Here is a 20,424-nt window from a genome sequence, read left to right on the forward strand (position 1 = left end):
CGCTCAAGGGCTGGCAGGTTGTGCGGGGTTCGACGCGCCACGCAGGAACAGCTCCTCCAGCGTGGCGGACAACCCGGCGCTGGCCGCGCGACCGCGGCGCTCGGCATCGACCATGCCGTAGATCAGGACGATGAAGAGTTCGCTGAAGGTCGCCGCGCTGATATCGATACGGAACACACGCTTCTGCTGGCCGCGCAGGAAGAAGGCGTCCAGGGCTTCGACATAGGACTGCCAACTGGCGTCCCCATGCCCGGCCTGGCGTCCCGGGTTCTGCTCGAACATCAGCAGCGCCAGCAGGTCGCGCTGGGCGAGGTGTTCCCGGATCAGCTCGCGTAGCGCTTCCCGCGGCTCCAGCCGCTGCAGGGCGGCGCTGTGGGTGAGGCGTTCGAGGGTACTCCTGGCATGGCTTTCCAGGCGCCGCTTGAGACCTTCGCGGGTACCGCAATGACGGTTCAGGGTTGCCCTGCTCACTCCTGCCAGTTCCGCCAGTTCTCCCATGGTGGCGCGCGGATGATTGACCATCGCGGTGGCCAGGGCCTTGAGCAGGCGCTGGTCCTGAGACGACGGGGTTGGCGCTGGGTCGAGACTGTCCCTGTGCGGGGAGTCGGGTAGCTGGGCGGATCTGGGAGCGAGTGTCATTTTTGAGGTTTTTTTTGTTCTTTTGAGACTGATTTGGATCAATTGTAGCAGGCTGGATCTCCCCACGCCTTGCTTCGCGTCAGGTCTTGAGCGGCAGCACCATGGCCGCGAGCAGTGCCAGGCCCACCCAGACCTCGCACGGGGCGATGGTCGCCGCCTCGCTCAGGCAGAACGCCTTTGACAGGACGAGGGTAGCGGAGACAGTAAGGGCGGCCAGTACGCTGCTCAGCGTCACCGTAACGGCCTGGAATCGGACGGCGAACATCCGCCGGCAAAGCGCCCCGCCCCACGAAAACCGGGGTGGCTGGCCAGCTTTCTCTCGGTCTGTCATATACTTGGCCGAGTTTTTTTCCTTTTCTTCATGAGGTGCTCGTTTTGGCTCAGTACGTCTACACCATGCATCGGGTCGGCAAGATCGTTCCGCCCAAGCGTGAAATCCTCAAGGACATCTCCCTGTCGTTCTTCCCCGGCGCCAAGATCGGCGTGCTCGGCCTGAACGGCGCGGGCAAGTCCACCCTGCTGCGGATCATGGCCGGCGTCGACACCGAGATCGAAGGCGAGGCCCGGCCGATGCCGGGGATCAACGTCGGCTACCTGCCGCAGGAGCCCAAGCTGGACCCGCAGGCCACCGTGCGCGACATCGTCGAAGAGGCCGTCGGCCAGATCAAGCAGGCCCAGGCGCGGCTGGACGAGGTCTATGCCGCCTATGCCGAGCCGGATGCCGACTTCGACGCCCTGGCCGCCGAGCAGGCCAAGCTGGAGGCGATCCTGCAGGCATCCGACGGACACAACCTGGAACGCCAGCTGGAAGTCGCCGCCGACGCCCTGCGCCTGCCGCCGTGGGATGCCAAGGTCGAGCACCTGTCCGGCGGCGAAAAGCGCCGCGTAGCGCTGTGCCGCCTGCTGCTGTCGGCTCCCGACATGCTGCTGCTGGACGAACCGACCAACCACCTGGACGCCGACTCGGTGGCCTGGCTGGAGCATTTCCTGCACGACTTCCCCGGCACCGTGGTGGCGATCACCCACGACCGCTACTTCCTCGACAACGTCGCCGGCTGGATCCTCGAACTCGACCGTGGCCATGGCATCCCGTTCGAAGGCAACTACTCCGGCTGGCTGGAATCCAAGGCCGCCCGCCTGGCCCAGGAAGCCAAGCAGGAAGCCTCCCACGCCAAGGCCATGAAGGCCGAGCTGGAGTGGGTACGCCAGGGCGCCAAGGGCCGCCAGGCCAAGTCCAAGGCGCGCCTGCAGCGCTTCGAGGAACTGCAGTCGCAGGAATTCCAGAAGCGCAGCGAGACCAACGAGATCTACATCCCGGCCGGTCCGCGCCTGGGCGACAAGGTCATCGAACTGCACAATGTGACCAAGGGCTACGGCGACCGCGTGCTGATCGACAACCTGTCCCTGAGCATTCCCAAGGGCGCCATCGTCGGTGTGATCGGCGGCAACGGCGCGGGCAAGTCGACCCTGTTCCGCATGCTTACCGGCAAGGAGCAGCCGGACTCCGGCACCATCGAGATCGGCGAGACCGTGCAGATCGCCAGCGTCGACCAGAGCCGTGACAGCCTGGAAGGCAACAAGACCGTGTGGGAGCAGGTTTCCGACGGTTTCGAGCAGATCAAGATCGGCAACTACGAAGTCCCGTCGCGCAGCTATGTCGGTCGCTTCAACTTCAAGGGCGCCGACCAGCAGAAGTTCGTCAAGGACCTCTCCGGCGGTGAGCGTGGCCGTCTGCACCTGGCCCTGACCCTGAAGCAGGGCGGCAACGTGCTGCTGCTCGACGAACCGTCCAACGACCTCGACGTGGAAACCCTGCGTGCGCTGGAAGAGGCGCTGCTGGACTTCCCCGGCTCCGCCATCGTGATCTCCCACGACCGCTGGTTCCTCGACCGGATCGCCACCCACATCCTCTCCTACGAGGACGATGGCAAGGTGACCTTCTTCGAAGGCAACTACACCGAGTTCGAGGCGGACCGCAAGAAGCGCCTGGGCGACGCCGCGGCCCAGCCGCACCGCGTGCGCTACAAGAAACTGGCGTAAGCGCACCCTCGAGAAACCGCCCGCCGGCGTTGCCGGCCGGCGGTTTTTTCATGCCTGGAATTCAACGAGCCATGCGCTGGGGAACATGGGAACTGCGCAGGGACACCTCCATCGGCGGTACCCGGGGGAGGCTCCCACGCAGCATGCCTGAGCCTTCACCTAACTAAAGATGGGGGTGCATCGACGGCTGCGATGGTGTCAGCTCTGCTAGTGGTCTGCGCAGCCGATCCGTGCGCTCAATACCGCCTGCCCGGAGAGGCCGCGCCATATGGCGAAGCCCGGCGGAATCGAGTACCGGCATTGGCCGGGCGGACCAGCCGCTACCTTCGCTCGGCGCTGGCGCCTCGGGGTAGCGTTGCCGGTGGTGGCGGCTTGTGCGCTGTCTCCATCATCAGCAGTATGGCCGTTCGGCCTGTATCGCCGGCCTTGCGGCGGTACGACCGGGCGGGCCTTGAAGGGATGCGAGCGGTCGGGTGCGAATGCCAACAACAAACAAGCACGAATCATTGATCTCCCTGCGGGGGATCGGCAAGGGCTACCTCCTGGGGGGGCAGCCGCTGCAGATACTGAAAGACGTCTGCCTGGACATCTTTCCCGGAGAAAGCTGCGCGATCGTCGGCGCGTCGGGCTCGGGCAAGAGCACCCTGCTGAATATCCTCGGCCTGCTCGACCGCCCGGACAGCGGTGCCTACCGCTTCGCCGAGCACGACATCTTCAGCGTCGACGGGGACCGACTGGCGGCGATCCGCAACCGCCTGATCGGCTTCGTCTTCCAGAGCTTCAACCTGTTGCCGCGGCTGAACGCGCTGGACAACGTCGCGCTGCCCCTGAGCTATCGAGGGATGCCGCGCCGCGAGGCACTGGAGCGGGCCGAGGCGATGCTCGCCCGGGTCGGCCTGGCCGAGCGCGCCGGCCATCGTCCGGCGGACCTCTCCGGCGGCCAGCGGCAGCGCGTCGCCATCGCTCGCGCGCTGGTCGGTGAGCCGGCGCTGATCCTCGCCGACGAACCAACCGGCAACCTCGACGCGAGCACCGCGAAAGAAGTGCTGGAGCTGCTCCTCACCCTCAACCGCGAGCGCCAGGTGACCCTGGTGGTGGTCACCCATGATCCCAGCCTGGCCGCCCGTCTCGGGCGCCAACTGACAGTGCGGCATGGCGAGGTGCACGAGGACCTGGCGGAGGCCTGCCGGTGAGCTCCAGCCCGTCGCCCCGGCAATTGCTTCACGAGGCCCTCGCCAGTCTTCGCGGGCTGGGGCGCCGCTCGCTGCTGGCGTTGCTGGGTATCGTCATGGGCTGTTCATCGGTGATCGCGATGCTGAACATCGGCAGCAACGCGACCGACGAAGCGATGAGCATCTTCAAGGACATGGGCACCGACACCCTGGTGGTGCAGTTCCCGTTCGCCCCGCAGGCGCCGATGCCGATGCCGGCGTCGCTCGACACCGAACCGCTGCTCCGCGACGTGGCCGGTCTGGAGCACCTGGCAGCGCTGGGCCTGTACTCGGCGCCGGTGACCTTTCACGGACGCACCAGCAACGCCAGTATCGTCGGCGCCAGCGCCGGGCTCGCGGCTGCCGCCAGGCTGCGGCTGCGCGAAGGACGTTTCCTCTCGCGCTTCGACGATCACGACACCTACGTGGTGGTGGGCGCGACAATCGCCGAGGCCCTGGGGGCGCCCGGCGATCCGCTGCGCCTCGGCGAGCAACTGACGGTCAACGACTATCTGTTTCGCGTGATCGGCATTCTCCAGCCGCAGGCCAGCGCCGCTCTCTTGCCGTTCGCCGCCAACGACTCGCTGTTCGTGCCGGCGCCGGGCATGCCGCGCCTGCAGCCGGCCGCCGAGGTCAGCCATGTGGTGGCGCGGGTCTCGCCGGGAGCGGACGTCTATAGCGTCGGCGCGGCCCTGGGCGCGGCCCTGACGGCGCGGTTGCCCGGTCACGAGGCGCAGGTCCAGGTCTCGCAGCAGGTGCTCGATGGACTCAAGCGGCAGACCCGGACCTTCACCTACCTGCTGGCCGGACTGGGGATCATCTCCCTGCTCGGCGGCGGCGTCGGAGTGATGAACGTGATGCTGATGAGTGTCGCCGAACGCCGCCGGGAAATCGGCGTGCGCATGGCGCTGGGCGCGCGCCAGCGGGACATCCGCAACCTGTTCCTGATCGAGGCGGTGACCCTGACCGCCGCGGGCGCGCTGTCGGGCGCGGTGCTTGGCGTGGCGGCTGCGTATCTCTACGCCAGGTTCTCCGGCTGGACCTTCTCCCTGGCCTACGCGGCCCTGCCGCTGGGGATGGGCAGTACCCTGCTGGTGGGGCTGTTCTTCGGGCTCTATCCGGCGGTCTCGGCGGCTCGCCTGCAACCGGTCGAGGCGCTGCGCGATGAATAGGTGGGGCCTGGGCGTGCTGTGGCTGGTCGCCGCTCTTCCGGTGGCGGCCAGCGTCAACCCGGCGCTGAGTCCGGACGTACCGAGCATGGCCCGCGAGCAGGGCAGGTCGGTGCTGCTCAGCGAGCAGGTGATCGACCTCAGCCTGAGCGACGCGGTCTATCTTGGCCTGCGCAACAACCGTGGAATCCGTAGCGCCTACCTGCAACGGATCGCGCAGAAGTTCGACCTGCGCGTCGCCGCCGACGCCTTCAACCCGAAGCTGGTGGTGCGCGGCGACTATCGCGCCAACCGCGCCACCGAAGACCGCACGAGGACCAGCAATGTCTCGCCCACCGCGACCCTGCTTGGCGAATATGGCACTCGCTTCAGCCTGGCCTGGGTCAAGCAGTTCCGCACCGCCGACGAGGCCGGGCGCTACCGCAGCGATGGCCTCGACCTGACCGTCGTCCAGCCGTTGCTGCGCGATGCGGGCTGGGACGTCACCACCGCGCCGCTGCGCCTGGCACGTCTCTCCGAAGACGCCAATCGCCTGCAACTCAAGGCCAGCGTGTCGCAGACCATCAGCCAGGTCATCGGCGCCTACCGGGAGCTGCTGCGCGCCCAGGAGCAGGCGCGCATCGCTCGCGAAGCCCTGGCGCGGACCCAGGAGCTGCTCGAGGTCAACCGGGCGATGATCCGCGCCGGGCGAATGGCCGAATTCGAGATCGTGCAGACCGAGGCCGACGTCGCCAGCCAGGAGCTCAATGTCGAGGAGTCCACCAACCAGGTCGACAGCGCACGCCTGGCCCTGCTGCAACTGCTGGCGCTGGACCTGTCGACGCAAATCCGCGCCAGCGATGCGCTGGCCGCCACGCCGATCGAGGTCGACCGCCAGCAGGCGATCAGGACCGCCCTGCAGCAGCAACCGGAATACCTGCAACGCCTGATCGGCAGTCGCCAGGCCGACCTCAACCTGGTGCTGGCGAAGAACCAGCGCCTGTGGGATGTCTCGCTGGTGGGCGGCGCCAGCCAGATCCGCGACCGCTACAGCGAGGGCGGTGGTGACAATTCACGCAGTTGGGACAGCTACGCCGGGGTACAGGTGGAAATTCCCATCGGCGACCTCAGCCGCCGGCAGGCCGAGGTGCGCGCCCAGGTCGACGTGGAGAACCAGAAGATCCTGATCGAGGATGCCCGGCAGACCCTGGAGCAGAACGTCATCGATGCGGTGCGCGACCTCGGCACGCGCTGGCGCCAGTACCAGATCGCCCAGCGCGCCACCGCCTTGTCGCGGCGCAAGCTGGAGATCGAACGGGAAAAGTTGCGCGTCGGGCGTTCGAGCAACTTCCAGGTGCTGAGCTTCGAGACCGACCTGCGCAACGTCGAGAACACCCAATTGAATGCCCTGATCTCGTTTCTCAATGCGCAGACGCAGCTCGACCTGATCGTCGGCATGACCCTGGATAGCTGGGAGATTTCGCTCAATGACCACTGACCGGTTTTCCTTCCTGCGCCGGCCGGCATTGTCGCTCGCCGCCGGCCTGGCGGTTGTCGCGGCGCTGGCCTGGCTGGTCCTCGCCGGCGGCACCGCGAAACGCACGGAAGGGGAGCGCTGGGTCGCCGTACGGGCGGCCCCGCTGGTGCATCAGATCGGCCTGGTCGGACGCCTGGAACCGGGGCGCGTGGTGACCCTGGCGGCGCCCTTCGCCGGCAATGTCGAGGCGCTGCTGGTGGAGCCGGGACAGCGGGTCGCGGAAGGACAGGAGCTGCTGCGCATGGACACCCGCGAGATCGCCGTGCAGGTGCGCGAGGCACAGTCGGCGTTGCTCAAGGCCCGTCGCACCCTGCAGGACCTGCGCGACTGGGAGCGTGGCGAGGACATGGCGCGGGTCCGTCGTGCCCTGCGCAGCGCGCAGCTGGCGCAGAGCAGCACCGAGCGCAAGTTGCGCGAGACCCGCGAGCTGTTCCAGCGCGGGATCGTCCCGCGCAACGAACTCGACGATCTCGAACAACAGGCCAGCCAGCAGCGCATGGACCTGGAGGCGGCCCGGCGGGAAGTGGAGTCGACCCGCGCCAAGGGGCAGGGCGAGAATCGCCAGATCGCCGAAATGGACCTGGCCAACGCCAGCGTGAAATACGAGACGCTGCAGGCCCAGCTGGATGGCCGTACGGTGCGCGCGCCCTTTGCCGGTATCGTCGTCGCGGCGCCCGGCCTGGCTGGCGAGCAGGGCAGCCGCGAACCGGTGCAGGCCGGTAGCAAGCTGGGGCAGGGCCAGGCGTTGTTCGGCCTGGCCAGCGTCGAGCGGCTGAAGGTATCTGCGAAGGTTTCCGAACTGGATATCAACCAGTTGCGCGAAGGGCAGGCGGTGGAAATCAGTGGCGACGGCTTCGAGGGCACCACGCTGGCGGGCGTCATCGCCGCCCTCGGTGGTCAGGCTCTGCCCGGCATGGCCCAGGGAGGCAGCCCGCAGTTCGAGGTGACGGTGTCGGTAGCGCCGCTTGATCCCCGCCAGTTGCAGAAGATTCGTCTGGGAATGAGCGCCAAGCTGACGGTCACCACCTATCGCAACGAACAGGCCATCGTCGTGCCGCCGGAGGCGATACGCCACGAGGGTGACCGGCTGTTCGTGGACTTTCGCCAGGCTCCCGGCGCCAGCGTGATGGCGCAACAGGTCAAGATCGGACGCTCCACGCCGGAGGGCGTGGAGGTGTTCGAGTTGCAGCCGGGTCTCGTTCGCGTGCCGTCCTCGTCCGACCGATAGTTGGCAACCTAACTTTGGGTTGGCTGGGTGGCTTCGCGAGCTGCCAATTCTGGTAGGTACGCCCCGTCATGGTGCGTTTCTTCCCGACGCGGATGTTGACAGAGGTATCAGGATTCCTTCGCGACGACGCTTCGTCCGCCCTCCACGGCATTCACCGACCTTCCTTCGGAGGGGCAACCCCCTTCTTTCGCTAGGCTTTTCCAGAGCCGCGCTGACCGTACTCTGGCTCCCGTCGTTGACTGGTCCACTGCCCCTTCGTGGTGATTGCCAGCCCTGTCAGGCCTGCGTTCGCGGAGGTCGGCCAGGTGGGCATCTCGAGGCGCGGCGGGTTGGCAAACCCTATCGGATCTTTCCGATATCCGGTCTGTCCCGGCTCGTCGTGGGGACCGTCAGCGTCGGCACCGGATAGGACTCATGAGGTAAAGCCTCTCCCGATCCCGGTACGCACGGCCAAGGCGGGTGGTGTGGTTCGCCTGGCAGGTGGATCGGACGGGAGGGCACAAGGTGGTCGTGGGGGCGGGTCGGCGACGATCCTGCCGCATGATCAAGGCTCGGCAACCGCGAGCGTTGCCAACTCACTGGAAGGATACAAAACAATGAAATCCATCAAGTCCCTGCCGTCCTTTGCTGCTCTTGCTCTCTGCCTGAGCGTTTCGTCCATGGCTAGCGCGGCCACCATCACCCCGGTCAACTCGGCCTTCACCGCACCTGGCACCATCAGCGTGAGCTCGCCGGCGTCGCTCAATCTGCCAGTGACCTGCAACATCACCTTCAAGGGCAAGACCGCCGCCGATGGTTCCTATGCCTCGATCGACAGCGTCACCGTCAGCGGCAGCAACACCCTGTGCAGCGTGCCGCAGATGACCGGCCTGCCGTGGAAGCTGACCGTTTCCAGCACCACCGCCGGCAAGGTCGATGGCGTCGGCTTCAAGATTCTCTCCTCTACCTGTGGCCCGAGCACCGTCAACGGTTCCTGGAGCAACGCCACCAATACCCTCAGCGCCAGCAATCAGTCGCTGGCAGGCAACTGCAAGATCAACAGCCTGAGCGTGAAGCCGACCCCGGCCTTCGTAGTCAACCCGTAATCCGGGCTGCCGCTGGCGCCCTCGGCGCCAGCGGTTTCGCGCTCCCGCTGCCAGGCGTCCTTCGCGGGCCGGCAGGTCCGAGGGAGTTTCCGCCGGAAGCGGCGCAGAATCTCGTTCGCACATGGAAAACGGTCTGGGGGAGGGTGTCCGCCAGGACGCTCAAGCAGGCCGACCATCGTGCCCCGTGCACTAGCAGTCCACCAGGGGTGAAACCTTGAACAACAAAAACGATATTTCCTGCCTGTTTGCCAGAAAACCATTGCCATTGCTCTGCGCCCTGATCGTCGGCGGACTGTTCGGCACGTCCCAGGCGCAAGCCGGCGGCTTCATGGTGCCGACCACCAACACGGCGGGCTGGGGCCGTGCGATGGCAGGCGGCTCGCTGTTTCCCAACGATCCGAGCGCCGCGTTCAACAACCCGGCGGCCATGGCGTTCATCGACAAGCGGATCGCCCAGTTGACGGTCAACTACGCCGATATCGACATCAAGTACAACGGCGATGCCTACGACTACCAGGGTAATCCCATGACCGGCGGCTACCAGGACGGGCCGGGCACCCCCGAGCTGGGTACCAACGATGGCGGCCAGGCCGGATTCGGCGCGTGGCTGCCGACCGGCTTCCTGGTCGTACCGATCAACGACCGCTTCGCCTTCGGTCTGAGCCAGGTCGTTCCGATGGGAATGCGCAGCACCTGGGACCCGAACTGGAAAGGCCGCGATTTCGCGGTGGACACCAAGATCGAGACGATCGGCCTGACCGGCTCCCTGTCGTTCAAGGTCAACGACAACTTCTCCCTGGGCGCCGGGGTGATCATCCAGCGCACCTCCGGCTTCGTCAGCCAGAACCTCGATCTCTATGCCTCGGCCGCCAACTCCCCGGGCATGGGCGGGATTCCGTTCCCGGCCTCGAACTCGTCCGCGCTGATGCGGGTCAAGGTGGACAACACCTCGCCCGGCTTCTTCGCCGGCGCGGTTTGGAAGCCGACCGACCGCGACACCCTGGGCTTCGCCTACCACGCGAAGATCCGCAACAAGCTGAAGGGGCACTACAACCTCTACGACCACGACGGTGGACTGACCGAGGGCGCCATCGAGGGCGGCACCCCGGGCCTGGCCTATCCGGGCCTGGACCTGCGCATGGGCGCTTCCGCCTCGGCGCGCCTGGATATCCCCGCCTACGCCTCACTGGATTGGGTACACCAGTTCAACGACCGTCTGAGCCTGGGCGCCAGCGCCACCTGGACCGAGTGGTCGTCGTTCCAGGACCTGACCCTCAAGTCCCACGGCAACACGATCGTCTCCATCCCCTACACCTACCGGAACACCTGGACCCTGGCGGTGGGCGGCGACTACAAGGTGACCGACCAGTGGACCATGCGCGCCGGGGTCGCCTACGACCAGACGCCGACCCACAATGCCACCCGCGATCCGCGGATTCCCGACGGCGATCGCTACTTCGCCTCCCTGGGCGCCGGCTATCGCTTCCAGTCGATGCCGGAGTTGTCGATCGACGCGGCCTACTCGCGGCAATTCGTCAAGGAGGTGCCGTTGAAGACGGTCAACCAGGATCGCCTGGGCGGCGGGCGGCTGGATGGCAGGGCAACCAGCAAGGGACAGGTGTTCAGCCTGTCCGCGACCTACGACTTCTAGACCCGGCCGTAGGTAGAGGAAGGGCCTCCCCCTGGCGGGGGAGGCCCTTTCGCATCTGGCGCCGGGATGCACGCGAACGGTGCTTTCGTCGCCCTTCAACAGTGCGTGGCCAGCCCGGGAGGCAGCCTGGTTCCGGGCGCGTGCTCTGGCCCGAGCCGTTCTGGCGGACCCGGAAAGTTTCAGTTTTGCACCATAAAGATTCATCAATGCGTCATTTCGCACTTTCTAGGTGCCGCCTGGCTTGTTAGAGTCACGCGCAAAAAATTGTTCACAAAACTAGAAACCGGTGAGAAAAATGACGCAATCCGTCGACGCTTTCCTCGAGCGCCTGAAGCGGCGCGATCCCGATCAGCCCGAATTCCACCAGGCGGTGGAAGAGGTGCTGCGTTCCCTCTGGCCGTTCCTCGAGGCCAACCCGCACTACCTGGAAGCCGGCATCATCGAACGCATCGTCGAACCCGAGCGGGCGATCCTGTTCCGCGTACCCTGGGTCGACGACCAGGGCCGGGTACGGGTCAACCGTGGCTACCGGGTGCAGATGAGCAGCGCCATCGGCCCCTACAAGGGCGGCCTGCGCTTCCATCCCTCGGTCAACCTCGGGGTGCTGAAGTTCCTCGCCTTCGAGCAGGTCTTCAAGAACTCCCTGACCACTCTGCCCATGGGCGGCGGCAAGGGCGGCTCCGACTTCGATCCGAAGGGCAAGAGCGACGCCGAGGTGATGCGTTTCTGCCAGTCGTTCATGAGCGAGCTGTACCGCCACGTCGGCGCCGACCTGGACGTGCCGGCCGGCGACATCGGCGTCGGCGCGCGTGAGATCGGCTACCTGTTCGGCCAGTACAAGCGCCTGTCCAACCAGTTCACCTCGGTGCTGACCGGCAAGGGCCTGAGCTATGGCGGCAGCCTGATCCGCCCGGAGGCGACCGGCTTCGGCTGCGTCTACTTCGCCCAGGAAATGCTCAAGGATCGTGGCCGCGGCTTCGACGGCCAGCGGGTGGCGATCTCCGGCTCGGGCAACGTCGCCCAGTACGCGGCGCGCAAGGTCATGGAAATGGGCGGCAAGGTGATCTCGCTGTCCGATTCCGAAGGCACCCTGTATGCCGAGGCGGGGCTCTCCGACGAGCAGTGGGAATACCTGATGGAGCTGAAGAACGTGCGCCGCGGGCGCATCCGCGAGATGGCGGAGCAGTTTTCCCTGCAGTTTCTCGAAGGGCGCCGGCCCTGGGGCCTGGCCTGCGATATCGCGCTGCCCTGCGCGACCCAGAACGAACTGGATGCCGAGGATGCGCGGCGCCTGCTGGCCAACGGCTGCGTCTGTGTCGCCGAAGGCGCCAACATGCCCTCGACCCTGGAAGCCGTCGACCTGTTCCTCGAGGCCGGCATCCTCTACGCGCCGGGCAAGGCGTCGAACGCCGGCGGGGTGGCGGTGAGCGGCCTGGAGATGTCGCAGAACGCCATGCGCCTGCGTTGGAGCGAGGGCGAGGTGGATACCAAGCTGCACGGCATCATGCAGTCGATCCACCATGCCTGCCTGCTGTACGGCGAGGAGCAGGGGCGGGTCAACTACGTGAAGGGGGCGAACATCGCCGGCTTCGTCAAGGTCGCCGATGCGATGCTGGCGCAGGGCGTGGTCTGAGGTCGTCCCATAGAGGAAAAACGGGGCTCCAGGGGAGCCCCGTTTTTCCTTGTGGCGGTTATTCCGCGGGACGCGGCGTGGTCTCCGTGCTGGCCGGCAGCAGCGGATATTCGACGCGCGGCTGCTTGCCGCTCAGGCTGTGCAGGAAGGCGACGATGTTCTCCACGTCGTCCGGCGCCAACTGCTTGCCGAGCTGGGCGTTGCCCATGATCGCCACCGCGTCCTTGAGTTCCCAGACCTGGCCGCTGTGGAAGTACGGCGCGGTGAGGGCGACGTTGCGCAGGGGCGCGGCGCGGAATACGTACTCGTCGCTCTGGGTCTTGGTCACGGCGAAGCGGCCCTTGTCGCCGCTGGGCAGCACGCTGGCGTCGGGCTTCTTCACCAGGCCGAACGGGAAGTAGGCCTGGCCGCCCAGGTTGATGCCGTTGTGGCAGGCGCTGCAGCCACTGTCCATGAATGCCTTGAGGCCTTTCTTCTGCTGTGCGTCGAGGGCCTTGTCGTCGCCCTTGAGATACAGGTCGAAGGGCGAGTCCGGAGTCACCAGGGTCGCCTCGTAGGCCTCGATGGCCAGCGCCATGTTGTCGAAGCTGACCGGCTTGCCGGCCTTGGGGAAGGCCTTGCGGAAGGCGTCCACGTATTCCGGGATGCTGCCCAGGGTCTGTTCGACCAACTGCGGGGTACTGTGCATCTCGACGCTGTTCTGGATCGGACCCTTGGCCTGCTCCCCCAGGTCCTTGGCACGGCCATCCCAGAACTGCGCGGCATTGAACACGGCGTTGAAGACCGTCGGCGAATTGCGTGGCCCCTTCTGCCAGCCGTGACCGACCGACGTCGGTACGTTGTCGGCGCCGCCGGTGCCGACGTTGTGGCAGGTGTTGCAGCTGAGCACATGGCTGCGTGACAGGCGCGGGTCGAAGAACAGTTTCTTGCCGAGTTCGCGCTGTTGCTCGCTGATGGGCTGGCCGCGTAGCTCGGTGACCTGCTCGGGGATGGGTTTGAACAGCGCGCTGGCCTGGTCGTGCAGGGCATCGGCCTGGGCGAGGGGCGTGGCGAACGACAGCAACAGGCTGCCAAGCGGGAGCAGTTGCGAGGACTGCATCTTTTTTTCTCCTTATCAGGCGTTACAACCGGTCCTGTGAGGAGAGGCCAGCGGCGCGCTGCTCGGCTTGACGTGGATCAAGCGCACCGGGATCGGTGCTGCGGATGGTTGTCGCAGCGTGCTTCAGCGCTCGCGCAAGGCCCGGGCCAACGCGCGGTCGCGGTCGCGCTGCCAATCGTCGTCGCGGTCGTCCCACTGGCGCTCCTCGAAACGCCGCCGCTCTTCGCTCCGCGCCATCGACCGGCATTGCTCGAAGCCGTCGCCCCAGCCGCTGGCGTAGATCGCCTCGCGCAGGTAGCGGGGGACGTCCTTGCGGAATTCGCCGCTGATCGAGCCGGCCGCCTGGCGGCCGCTACCGCAGCCATCGTCGAAACCGTCGGCATAGGCGGGCGGGTAGCCCTTGGCGAGCAGGTACTGGTGGGTGCTTTCGCAGCCGCCGAGCAGGGTGGCGGTGAGCAGGATCAGGGCGAGGACAAGCACGCCGAGACGCGAAGAAGACATGGCCGGGACTCCTCGACCGCCGGGATGGGGCTCCCGGAGATTCGCGCCGGGCCCGCTGGCAGGTCCGGCGCGAGTCTAGGTCGGCATTGGTGAGGAATTCGTCAAGCCGATGTGATGACGATGCGATGACCGCCGCCGTCCAGCGCCTGGTCGCCGATCCTCACCGGCAGGAAGCGTTCGATAACCCGGCGGTTGCTTTGCAGATGGGCGCTCAGCCGCGGCGTGGTGAAGCTGCCGGCGCCGGCCAGGGCCATGGGCAGCAGCAATTGGTCGGCGAGGTGCTCGTCCGCCGCGCAGCCGCTTTCCATCCAGCCGATGGCTTGCGTCGCGACCTGTTCCGCCACCCGTTCGGCGCTGACGCCGGCCTGGCCGAAGGCGCAGAAGATCGCGCAGATGTGCTCGCAGTCGATCCGCAGCAGCAGGGCGTTGCCCGGCCCCTGGTCCTCCGCGAGGAACTCCAGCTGGCGTTCTTCGTCGCTCCAACCGAGGCGCTGGCGGACCCTCTCCAGCTCACGCTCGCCGACGTGCCCGGGAATCCCGGCGAGCAGCGCCCGCGCCTGGCGCCGCAGCGCCGCGCCGGGATGCTCCAGTTGCAGCGGCCGCCAGCGTGCCGGGCGTACCCGCGCCAGCAGCTCGCCACCGCCGGCGGGTACGAAGCCGTGGCGCAGCAGTTCCAGGTCGACTTCCGCGCCCATCCGCTGCAACAGCGGCAGCCAGCTGTCGCGGAGAAAGTCCGCCGGCGGCGCCAGTGGATTGTGGGTGCCGCCGCTGATCCTCACCCGGCTTTCGCCGTTGGCCGCGAGCAGCGCCGGCAGCAGGGTTTGCAGTACCAGCGAGCAACTGCCGGCGGAGCCGATGGCGAAGGCGTAGTCGCCGGCGCGGATCGCACCGGGCCGGAACGCCAGCTCGCGTGAGCCGAGCTCGGCACCCTCGACCTCGGCCGCGCAGATTTCCGCCGCCGCGCGCACCGCGGTGAGGTGCTGCCGCAGCAGCCCCGGACGGCTGCGCCGGCCACGGATGTTGCGGATGCGCAGCGGCTGGCCGCTGGTCATCGACAGGCTCAGGGCGCTACGCAGGATCTGCCCGCCGCCTTCGCTGCCGTCGAGTTCGATGAGGTCCTTTCTCATGAGGTTTCCCTTGTGTATTGCCATATCTTGTCGTGGAGGTAGCGATCCAGCAGTCGGCTGTCCTGGCGCGCGCCGGTTGGTTGGGTGGCCCCTCGTTCGGCCTGGAGCAACTCCGCTTCGATGAAGCGTTGCAGCGCCAGGCGCGGAGGGCCGTAGGCCGATTCGTCGCGCTGACGCTTGAGGCTCAGCAGGGCATCCAGTTCTTCGCGCAGCGACGGGTCGTCCAGCGTGGCTTCCACTAGCCTCTCGAACGCCACCGGCGGCAAGCCCAGGCCTGCATCCAGCCAACGCACCGCGAACAACGGACGCAGGACGTAGAGGTATTTCTTCAGCCGGACGCTGTCGCCCTTCAGGTAGCCCCGGTAGTTCTTGCGTGCCATCGACAGGTAGTGATGGCGACTGCCTGGTACGGAGTGAAAGGCGCTGCCCAGCCAGAGCAGTTCCTCGCGCACGCCAGGCTCTTCCCGATACACCAGCGGCGAGCCGAGCCACTCCAGCAGGGCCGGGTTGGATTTGCGCATCAGGCGCAACGCCTTGCGCAGTTCCCAGCCGCTGATGTCCAGCTCGTCGCTCAGCGGACGTTCTATCACGTCGCGAGGTTCCTCGACGCGCTGATACCACTCGGGCTGATGCACATAGACGAAGCGTACGTCGTAGTCGCTGTCCGGCGAAGCGAAGCCCCAGGCCCGGCTGCCCGACTCGCAGGCGTAGAGCACGACTACGTCGTGCTCGCGTTCGATCCGTTCCAGCTCATCCAGTACCCGCTCGCGCATGGCGGCGGGGAGCGGATGGCGTTCTTCCCTGTTCATTTCGATTCTTCCCCAGCGGGCGCCACAGGGCGCCCGTCATCCTTTCACGCACACCACCTGACGCAGGGTGTGCAGCACTTCCACCAGCTCGCGCTGGGCTTCCATGACCCGGTCGATGTCCTTGTAGGCCATCGGGATCTCGTCGATCACGTCGGCGTCCTTGCGGCATTCGACGTGGGCGGTGGCGCGCGCCTGGTCGGCGACGCTGAAGACCTTCTTCGCCTTGGTCCGGCTCATGGTCCGCCCGGCGCCGTGGCTGCACGAGCAGAACGCTTCCTGGTTGCCGAGGCCGCGGACGATGAAGCTCTTCGCCCCCATCGAGCCGGGAATGATGCCGAGCTGGCCCTTCTGCGCGGACACCGCGCCTTTGCGGGTGACCAGTACCTCCTGGCCGAAGTGGCGCTCCTTCTGCACGTAGTTATGGTGGCAATCGACCGCCTCCAGGTTGGCTTCGAACGGCTTGCGGATCACCTGGCGCGCCGCCTCGATCACCGCGTGCATCATCAGCGCGCGGTTCTGCCGGGCGAAATCCTGGGCCCAGCCCACCGCTTCCACGTAGTCGTCGAAGTGCCGGCTGCCTTCCTCGAAGTAGGCCAGGTCCTTGTCCGGCAGGTTGGCGATGTGCTGGCGCATGTCCGCCTTGGCCAGTTCGATGAACAGGTTGCCGATGGCGTTGCCGACCCCGCGCGAACCGCTGTGCAGCATGAACCAGACGCGGTCGGCCTCGTCCAGGCAGACCTCGATGAAGTGGTTGCCGGTGCCGAGGGTTCCCAGGTGCTGGCGGTTGTTGGTCTTCTCCAGCCTCGGGTGCTTGTCGGTGATCGCCTTGAAGCGACCGGCGAGCGCCTTCCAGGCCTGGTCGGCGGCCTCCGGTACCTCGTGCCAGGCGCCGCGGTCGCGGCGGCCGAAGGTCTTGCCGTGGGGTACCGCCTGCTCGATGGCGCTGCGCAGGCCGTGCAGGTTGTCCGGCAGGTCGGCAGCGACCAGCGAGGTGCGCGCGGCGATCATTCCGCAGCCGATATCCACGCCCACCGCGGCCGGGATGATCGCGCCGAGGGTAGGGATCACGCTACCGATGGTCGAGCCCTTGCCCAGGTGTACGTCAGGCATCACCGCCAGGTGCTTGAAGATGAAGGGCATCTTCGCCGTGTGCAGCAACTGCTGGCGCGCTTCCTCCTCCACCGGGACGCCCTGGGTCCAGAGCTTGATCGGCTTGCCGCCGGCCACTTCGAGGATATTCATGTCTTTCATCGTGCTTTCCTTGTGCTCCGCGCCGTCTTGTCGACGGCGCGGCTATCGTTCGTGATCAGGCCTGCTTCAGCGTGACCAGTCCGTTCAATACCTGGTCCAGGCCACCGAATACCGAAATCCGGTCGATGCGCTCGGCCACCCGCTCCAGGGTTTCCAATTCCTTCAGACGCAGCGCGGTCGGGTTTTCCTCCATGACCTTCGCGGTATTCAGCAGCGAGCGGGTCGCCGAGGTTTCCTCGCGGCGGCGGATCACATTGGCCTGGGCCGCCTTCTCCGCCTCCACCACCTGCGCCAGCAGGGTCTTCATTTCGCCCGGGAGGATGATGTCGCGTACGCCCAGGCCGCTCACTTCCAGGCCGCTGTCTTCCAGCTTGGCGGCCAGGTGGGCGCTGACCGCTTCGTCGATCGACTGCTTGTTCTCCAGCAGTTCGTCGAGGGTACGGGTGCCCACTGCCGCCCGCAGGCCGAACTGCAGCTCGCGGTACAGATACTCCAGCGGTTTGCTCAGCCGCGAGAAGGCGGTGAGCACGTCGCTGTAGCGCCAATTGGCGGCGAGGTTCAGGCGCAGGCTGACCTTGTCGCGGGTGAGGATCTCCTGGCCGCTGACCTCCAGCGCCTGGATACGGGTGTCGACCAGTTCCACGCTGACTTGCCGGTTGTAGCGCCAGAAACCGTATTGTCCAGCTTGCAGCAGGCCGGCAAGGGCGCCGTCGACCTTGAGCACGCCGACCTGGAACGCCGGCACCTGGACCAGCAACACTGCGTCCAGGCCCGCCAGGGCGCGGTCGCGCAGGTTCGGCTGGTGCAACTGGGCGACCAGCGCGGCGGACAATCGATAGTCCTGGGTCGGGTCGATGCGCTCCAGGCGCTGCTCGGTCTGGCCTTTCCAGTACAGTCGGCGGCTGCCCGGTGCGAGCAACTCCACCAGCACGCCGTCCTCGTAGCGCAGGCCGGCCTCGTTGTCGCCCAGGTCCATCCGGGTGAAGTAGCGCTCCACCAGTTGCGGTTCGCTCTGCCGCAGGTAGCCGGCCAGGCGGTGTTCAAACTGCGGGGTGTTCAGGCTGAAGCTTTCCAGGCTCAGGCGGTCGTACGGATCGAAGCGGCGGTAGGTGCCCGGTTCGAGCACGGCGAGGAAGTCGCCTTCGGAATACAGCAGGCCGCGTTCGTTCTTCTTCACGATAAAGCGCTTCAGCATTTTCATCTCTTCATTCCTTTCATTCTTCCGTGGTGCCGGTGTTGCCGGCCCGTCGAGCGTCGTGGGTGGAGCGCGGAGGAGGTTGGCCTGGCGGACGTCCTGTCCATACGATCGATTCCCTCGATCCCCGGCCTGCCTTGCCCCGTGCCCGAACCGCGGGCCGGACGGGCCGGCGGCGGCTTCGGCTCCCTTGCGTTCTCCGGCCTTCCTGGCCGCTTGCGCAGTTCGCCTCGGCCACACCGGCGGGTGTTGCCATTGAGTGATTGCCGTTAAGGCAACGTTCGAGCGGGAGTCGAACCCGCGACAGACCATTTCGTGGATGGTTGCTCTACCAGGCTGAGCTATCGAACCGCGAAGCGGCATTGCCGTCATTCGCGAATGACCGTCGTTGTTGCGGGCGGCATGCACGACGCCGACACCAGGGGTGGGCTCGGGCACCGGCGGGACTGGAGTCCCGACCCGTCGGCCTGCATGGGCGATGCGGTCGAAATGGATATAGCGAGCGGCGTGCCAGGTTTTTATCGATGAGACTGTTTCTTGCTTAACTATTTGATTTTAAAGGTGAATAAATTTTTTATTGCGCTTCGTCGGCGAATTCGATGGAGAGATGCCTGGCTATTTCTATATATTTTCATATCGATCTTTATCTTGAAGGATAAGCAGTGATGAAACGCACGGTCGCCATCGGCTTCATCGGCGCCACCCTCGACCGTCTCGGCAAGGGCGCGGCGCGCTGGCAAAAGTGGCGGCCGAGCATCGGCCTGTGCCAGCAGCCGGACCTGCTGATCGACCGCCTCGAACTGATCCACGGCAACGACGCCCGCGACCTCGGCCTGGCCGAGCGGATTCGCGCCGACATCGCCGCGGTGTCGCCGCATACCGAGGTCCGCCTGCAGCAGATGGAACTGCGCAACCCCTGGGACTTCGAGGAGGTCTATGGCGCCCTGCACGATTTCGTCAGCGCCTACCCCTTCGACACCGAGCGCGAGGACTACCTGGTGCATATCACCACCGGGACCCATGTCGCGCAGATCTGCTGGTTCCTCCTTACCGAGGCGCGCTACCTGCCGGCCCGGCTGGTGCAGACCTCGCCGTCGCGGCGCAAGGACGAGGCGCGCCATCCCGAGGGCTCGGCGACGCTGATCGACCTCGACCTGTCCCGCTACGACCGCATCGCCTCGCGGTTCCGCCGCGAACAGGAGGAAAGCCTGGCTTTTCTCAAGTCGGGAATCGCCACGCGCAATGCCGCTTTCAACCGCTCCATCGAGCAGATCGAGCGGGTCGCCGTGCGTTCGCGGGCACCCATGCTGCTGGTGGGGCCGACCGGTGCCGGCAAATCGTTCCTCGCCCGGCGCATCTATGAACTCAAGCGCAGCCGGCACCAGCTCGACGGGCGTTTCGTCGAGGTCAACTGCGCCACCTTGCGCGGCGACGGCGCGATGTCGGCACTGTTCGGTCACGTCAAGGGCGCCTTCACCGGCGCGCAGAATGCGCGCGAAGGCCTGCTGCGCGCAGCCGACGGTGGCATGCTGTTCCTCGACGAGATCGGCGAGCTGGGCGCCGACGAACAGGCGATGCTGCTCAAGGCTATCGAAGAGAAGCGCTTCTTCCCGCTGGGTTCGGACCGTGAGGTGGAGAGCGACTTCCAGCTTATCGCCGGGACCCACCGCGACTTGCGCGGACGAGTGGCCGAAGGCCTGTTCCGCGAGGACCTGTTCGCCCGCATCAACCTGTGGACCTTCGAGCTGCCGGGCCTGGCTGGACGCCGCGAGGACATCGAGCCGAACATCGACTTCGAACTGGAGCGGCACGCCCGCGAGCAAGGGCGGCAGGTGCGTTTCAACCTGGAGGCCAAGCGTCGCTACCTGGCCTTCGCCGGTTCCAGCGAAGCGCGCTGGGCCGGCAACTTCCGCGAGCTGTCGGCTTCCATCACACGGATGGCGACCCTGGCCGACAGCGGGCGGATCGACGAGGCGCTGGTCGAGGAGGAGATCCTCCGCCTGCGCCAGGCCTGGGGGCTCGATGCGGGCCGGGAGCCACTGGCCGATCTGCTGGGGCAGCGGGTGGAGGTCCTGGATCTGTTCGACCGCCTGCAACTGCAGGCGGTGCTGGAAGTGTGCCGCGGGGCTAAGACCCTTTCCGAGGCGGGACGCCGGCTGTTTGCCGTTTCGCGCCAGGACAAGCGCAACCCCAACGACGCCGACCGGCTGCGCAAGTACCTGGCGCGTTTCGGCCTGGACTGGGCGCAGATACGCGCCTGAACACCACTT

The 20,424-nt window shown here is 66.5% G+C and carries 17 protein-coding genes and 1 tRNA gene; 9 read left to right on the top strand and 9 right to left on the bottom strand.

What is annotated here, in order from left to right:
* Nucleotides 1-3: 3 nt before the first annotated feature.
* Both escR and ACTJJX_RS29480 read right to left on the bottom strand, forming a co-directional pair.
* On the bottom strand, nucleotides 4-522 hold the full coding sequence (gene escR, locus ACTJJX_RS29475; protein ID WP_003094834.1) for a TetR/AcrR family transcriptional regulator EscR: 519 nt from the start codon (nucleotides 520-522) through the stop codon (nucleotides 4-6).
* Between the two features lie 196 nt (nucleotides 523-718).
* Nucleotides 719-904, bottom strand: coding sequence for a hypothetical protein (locus ACTJJX_RS29480; protein ID WP_003161413.1), 186 nt, complete (start codon nucleotides 902-904; stop codon nucleotides 719-721).
* A gap of 110 nt (nucleotides 905-1,014) precedes the next feature.
* Between ACTJJX_RS29480 and ettA the strand changes: the two genes are divergently transcribed.
* From ettA to gdhA, 8 genes are all read left to right on the top strand, one after another.
* On the top strand, nucleotides 1,015-2,679 hold the full coding sequence (gene ettA, locus ACTJJX_RS29485; protein ID WP_003094829.1) for an energy-dependent translational throttle protein EttA: 1,665 nt from the start codon (nucleotides 1,015-1,017) through the stop codon (nucleotides 2,677-2,679).
* A gap of 506 nt (nucleotides 2,680-3,185) precedes the next feature.
* Nucleotides 3,186-3,872, top strand: coding sequence for an ABC transporter ATP-binding protein (locus ACTJJX_RS29490; protein WP_003103142.1), 687 nt, complete (start codon nucleotides 3,186-3,188; stop codon nucleotides 3,870-3,872).
* Entirely contained in the window at nucleotides 3,869-5,062 is a 1,194-nt protein-coding gene (locus tag ACTJJX_RS29495) for an ABC transporter permease (protein WP_016852126.1), read from the top strand. Before ACTJJX_RS29490 ends, ACTJJX_RS29495 begins: the two co-directional genes overlap by 4 nt.
* The gene (locus ACTJJX_RS29500; protein ID WP_003456774.1) at nucleotides 5,055-6,536 is read left to right on the top strand and encodes a TolC family protein; all 1,482 of its coding nucleotides are present in this window, start codon (nucleotides 5,055-5,057) and stop codon (nucleotides 6,534-6,536) included. The genes ACTJJX_RS29495 and ACTJJX_RS29500 overlap by 8 nt, the downstream gene beginning before the upstream one ends.
* The gene (locus ACTJJX_RS29505) at nucleotides 6,526-7,803 is read left to right on the top strand and encodes an efflux RND transporter periplasmic adaptor subunit (protein ID WP_003116277.1); all 1,278 of its coding nucleotides are present in this window, start codon (nucleotides 6,526-6,528) and stop codon (nucleotides 7,801-7,803) included. The genes ACTJJX_RS29500 and ACTJJX_RS29505 overlap by 11 nt, the downstream gene beginning before the upstream one ends.
* A 596-nt stretch (nucleotides 7,804-8,399) precedes the next feature.
* Nucleotides 8,400-8,888, top strand: a complete 489-nt coding sequence (praA, locus tag ACTJJX_RS29510) for an alkane oxidation protein activator PraA (protein WP_003119407.1) — start codon at nucleotides 8,400-8,402, stop codon at nucleotides 8,886-8,888.
* Between the two features lie 259 nt (nucleotides 8,889-9,147).
* Nucleotides 9,148-10,539 carry an outer membrane protein transport protein gene (locus tag ACTJJX_RS29515; RefSeq protein WP_003123403.1) on the top strand — a complete coding sequence of 464 codons (1,392 nt, stop codon included), beginning with the start codon at nucleotides 9,148-9,150 and terminating at the stop codon, nucleotides 10,537-10,539.
* 295 nt (nucleotides 10,540-10,834) lie between these two features.
* Nucleotides 10,835-12,172 carry an NADP-specific glutamate dehydrogenase gene (gdhA, locus tag ACTJJX_RS29520; RefSeq protein WP_003094817.1) on the top strand — a complete coding sequence of 446 codons (1,338 nt, stop codon included), beginning with the start codon at nucleotides 10,835-10,837 and terminating at the stop codon, nucleotides 12,170-12,172.
* A 58-nt stretch (nucleotides 12,173-12,230) separates the two neighbouring features.
* On the opposite strand, the gene ccpA is transcribed toward gdhA, so the two are convergent.
* From ccpA to ACTJJX_RS29555, 7 genes are all read right to left on the bottom strand, one after another.
* Nucleotides 12,231-13,271 carry a cytochrome-c peroxidase CcpA gene (gene ccpA / locus ACTJJX_RS29525; protein ID WP_003094815.1) on the bottom strand — a complete coding sequence of 347 codons (1,041 nt, stop codon included), beginning with the start codon at nucleotides 13,269-13,271 and terminating at the stop codon, nucleotides 12,231-12,233.
* Between the two features lie 123 nt (nucleotides 13,272-13,394).
* Nucleotides 13,395-13,772 (bottom strand): hypothetical protein, encoded by a 378-nt coding sequence (locus tag ACTJJX_RS29530; RefSeq protein WP_003107850.1) that lies wholly within the window; start codon nucleotides 13,770-13,772, stop codon nucleotides 13,395-13,397.
* A gap of 101 nt (nucleotides 13,773-13,873) precedes the next feature.
* Nucleotides 13,874-14,899 (bottom strand): RNA 3'-terminal phosphate cyclase, encoded by a 1,026-nt coding sequence (gene rtcA / locus ACTJJX_RS29535; protein ID WP_016852125.1) that lies wholly within the window; start codon nucleotides 14,897-14,899, stop codon nucleotides 13,874-13,876.
* Nucleotides 14,896-15,708 carry a nucleotidyltransferase domain-containing protein gene (locus ACTJJX_RS29540; RefSeq protein ID WP_003105094.1) on the bottom strand — a complete coding sequence of 271 codons (813 nt, stop codon included), beginning with the start codon at nucleotides 15,706-15,708 and terminating at the stop codon, nucleotides 14,896-14,898. Before ACTJJX_RS29540 ends, rtcA begins: the two co-directional genes overlap by 4 nt.
* A 36-nt stretch (nucleotides 15,709-15,744) precedes the next feature.
* Nucleotides 15,745-16,959 carry an RtcB family protein gene (locus tag ACTJJX_RS29545; RefSeq protein WP_016852124.1) on the bottom strand — a complete coding sequence of 405 codons (1,215 nt, stop codon included), beginning with the start codon at nucleotides 16,957-16,959 and terminating at the stop codon, nucleotides 15,745-15,747.
* Nucleotides 16,960-17,014: 55 nt separating this feature from the next.
* Nucleotides 17,015-18,160, bottom strand: a complete 1,146-nt coding sequence (locus ACTJJX_RS29550; protein WP_016852123.1) for a slipin family protein — start codon at nucleotides 18,158-18,160, stop codon at nucleotides 17,015-17,017.
* 271 nt (nucleotides 18,161-18,431) lie between these two features.
* Nucleotides 18,432-18,505 (bottom strand) — tRNA-Arg (locus tag ACTJJX_RS29555).
* 314 nt (nucleotides 18,506-18,819) lie between these two features.
* On the opposite strand from ACTJJX_RS29555, the gene rtcR reads away from it, so the two are divergent.
* Nucleotides 18,820-20,415 carry an RNA repair transcriptional activator RtcR gene (gene rtcR / locus ACTJJX_RS29560; RefSeq protein ID WP_016852122.1) on the top strand — a complete coding sequence of 532 codons (1,596 nt, stop codon included), beginning with the start codon at nucleotides 18,820-18,822 and terminating at the stop codon, nucleotides 20,413-20,415.
* Nucleotides 20,416-20,424 lie beyond the last annotated feature (9 nt).

Origin of the sequence: Pseudomonas sp. 22490, from assembly GCF_052044465.1 — a bacterium.
In the GTDB taxonomy this organism is placed as follows: Bacteria; Pseudomonadota; Gammaproteobacteria; order Pseudomonadales; family Pseudomonadaceae; genus Pseudomonas; species Pseudomonas aeruginosa.

Excerpts from the sequence above, each read along its gene's own strand:
- escR (WP_003094834.1), bottom strand. The coding sequence starts at position 522 with ATGGTCAATCATCCGCGCGCCACCATGGGAGAACTGGCGGAACTGGCA.
- ACTJJX_RS29480 (WP_003161413.1), bottom strand. The coding sequence starts at position 904 with ATGTTCGCCGTCCGATTCCAGGCCGTTACGGTGACGCTGAGCAGCGTA.
- ACTJJX_RS29500 (WP_003456774.1), top strand. The coding sequence starts at position 5,055 with ATGAATAGGTGGGGCCTGGGCGTGCTGTGGCTGGTCGCCGCTCTTCCG.
- ACTJJX_RS29505 (WP_003116277.1), top strand. The coding sequence starts at position 6,526 with ATGACCACTGACCGGTTTTCCTTCCTGCGCCGGCCGGCATTGTCGCTC.
- praA (WP_003119407.1), top strand. The coding sequence starts at position 8,400 with ATGAAATCCATCAAGTCCCTGCCGTCCTTTGCTGCTCTTGCTCTCTGC.
- gdhA (WP_003094817.1), top strand. The coding sequence starts at position 10,835 with ATGACGCAATCCGTCGACGCTTTCCTCGAGCGCCTGAAGCGGCGCGAT.
- ccpA (WP_003094815.1), bottom strand. The coding sequence starts at position 13,271 with ATGCAGTCCTCGCAACTGCTCCCGCTTGGCAGCCTGTTGCTGTCGTTC.
- ACTJJX_RS29530 (WP_003107850.1), bottom strand. The coding sequence starts at position 13,772 with ATGTCTTCTTCGCGTCTCGGCGTGCTTGTCCTCGCCCTGATCCTGCTC.
- rtcA (WP_016852125.1), bottom strand. The coding sequence starts at position 14,899 with ATGAGAAAGGACCTCATCGAACTCGACGGCAGCGAAGGCGGCGGGCAG.
- ACTJJX_RS29540 (WP_003105094.1), bottom strand. The coding sequence starts at position 15,708 with ATGAACAGGGAAGAACGCCATCCGCTCCCCGCCGCCATGCGCGAGCGG.
- ACTJJX_RS29545 (WP_016852124.1), bottom strand. The coding sequence starts at position 16,959 with ATGAAAGACATGAATATCCTCGAAGTGGCCGGCGGCAAGCCGATCAAG.
- ACTJJX_RS29550 (WP_016852123.1), bottom strand. The coding sequence starts at position 18,160 with ATGAAAATGCTGAAGCGCTTTATCGTGAAGAAGAACGAACGCGGCCTG.
- rtcR (WP_016852122.1), top strand. The coding sequence starts at position 18,820 with ATGAAACGCACGGTCGCCATCGGCTTCATCGGCGCCACCCTCGACCGT.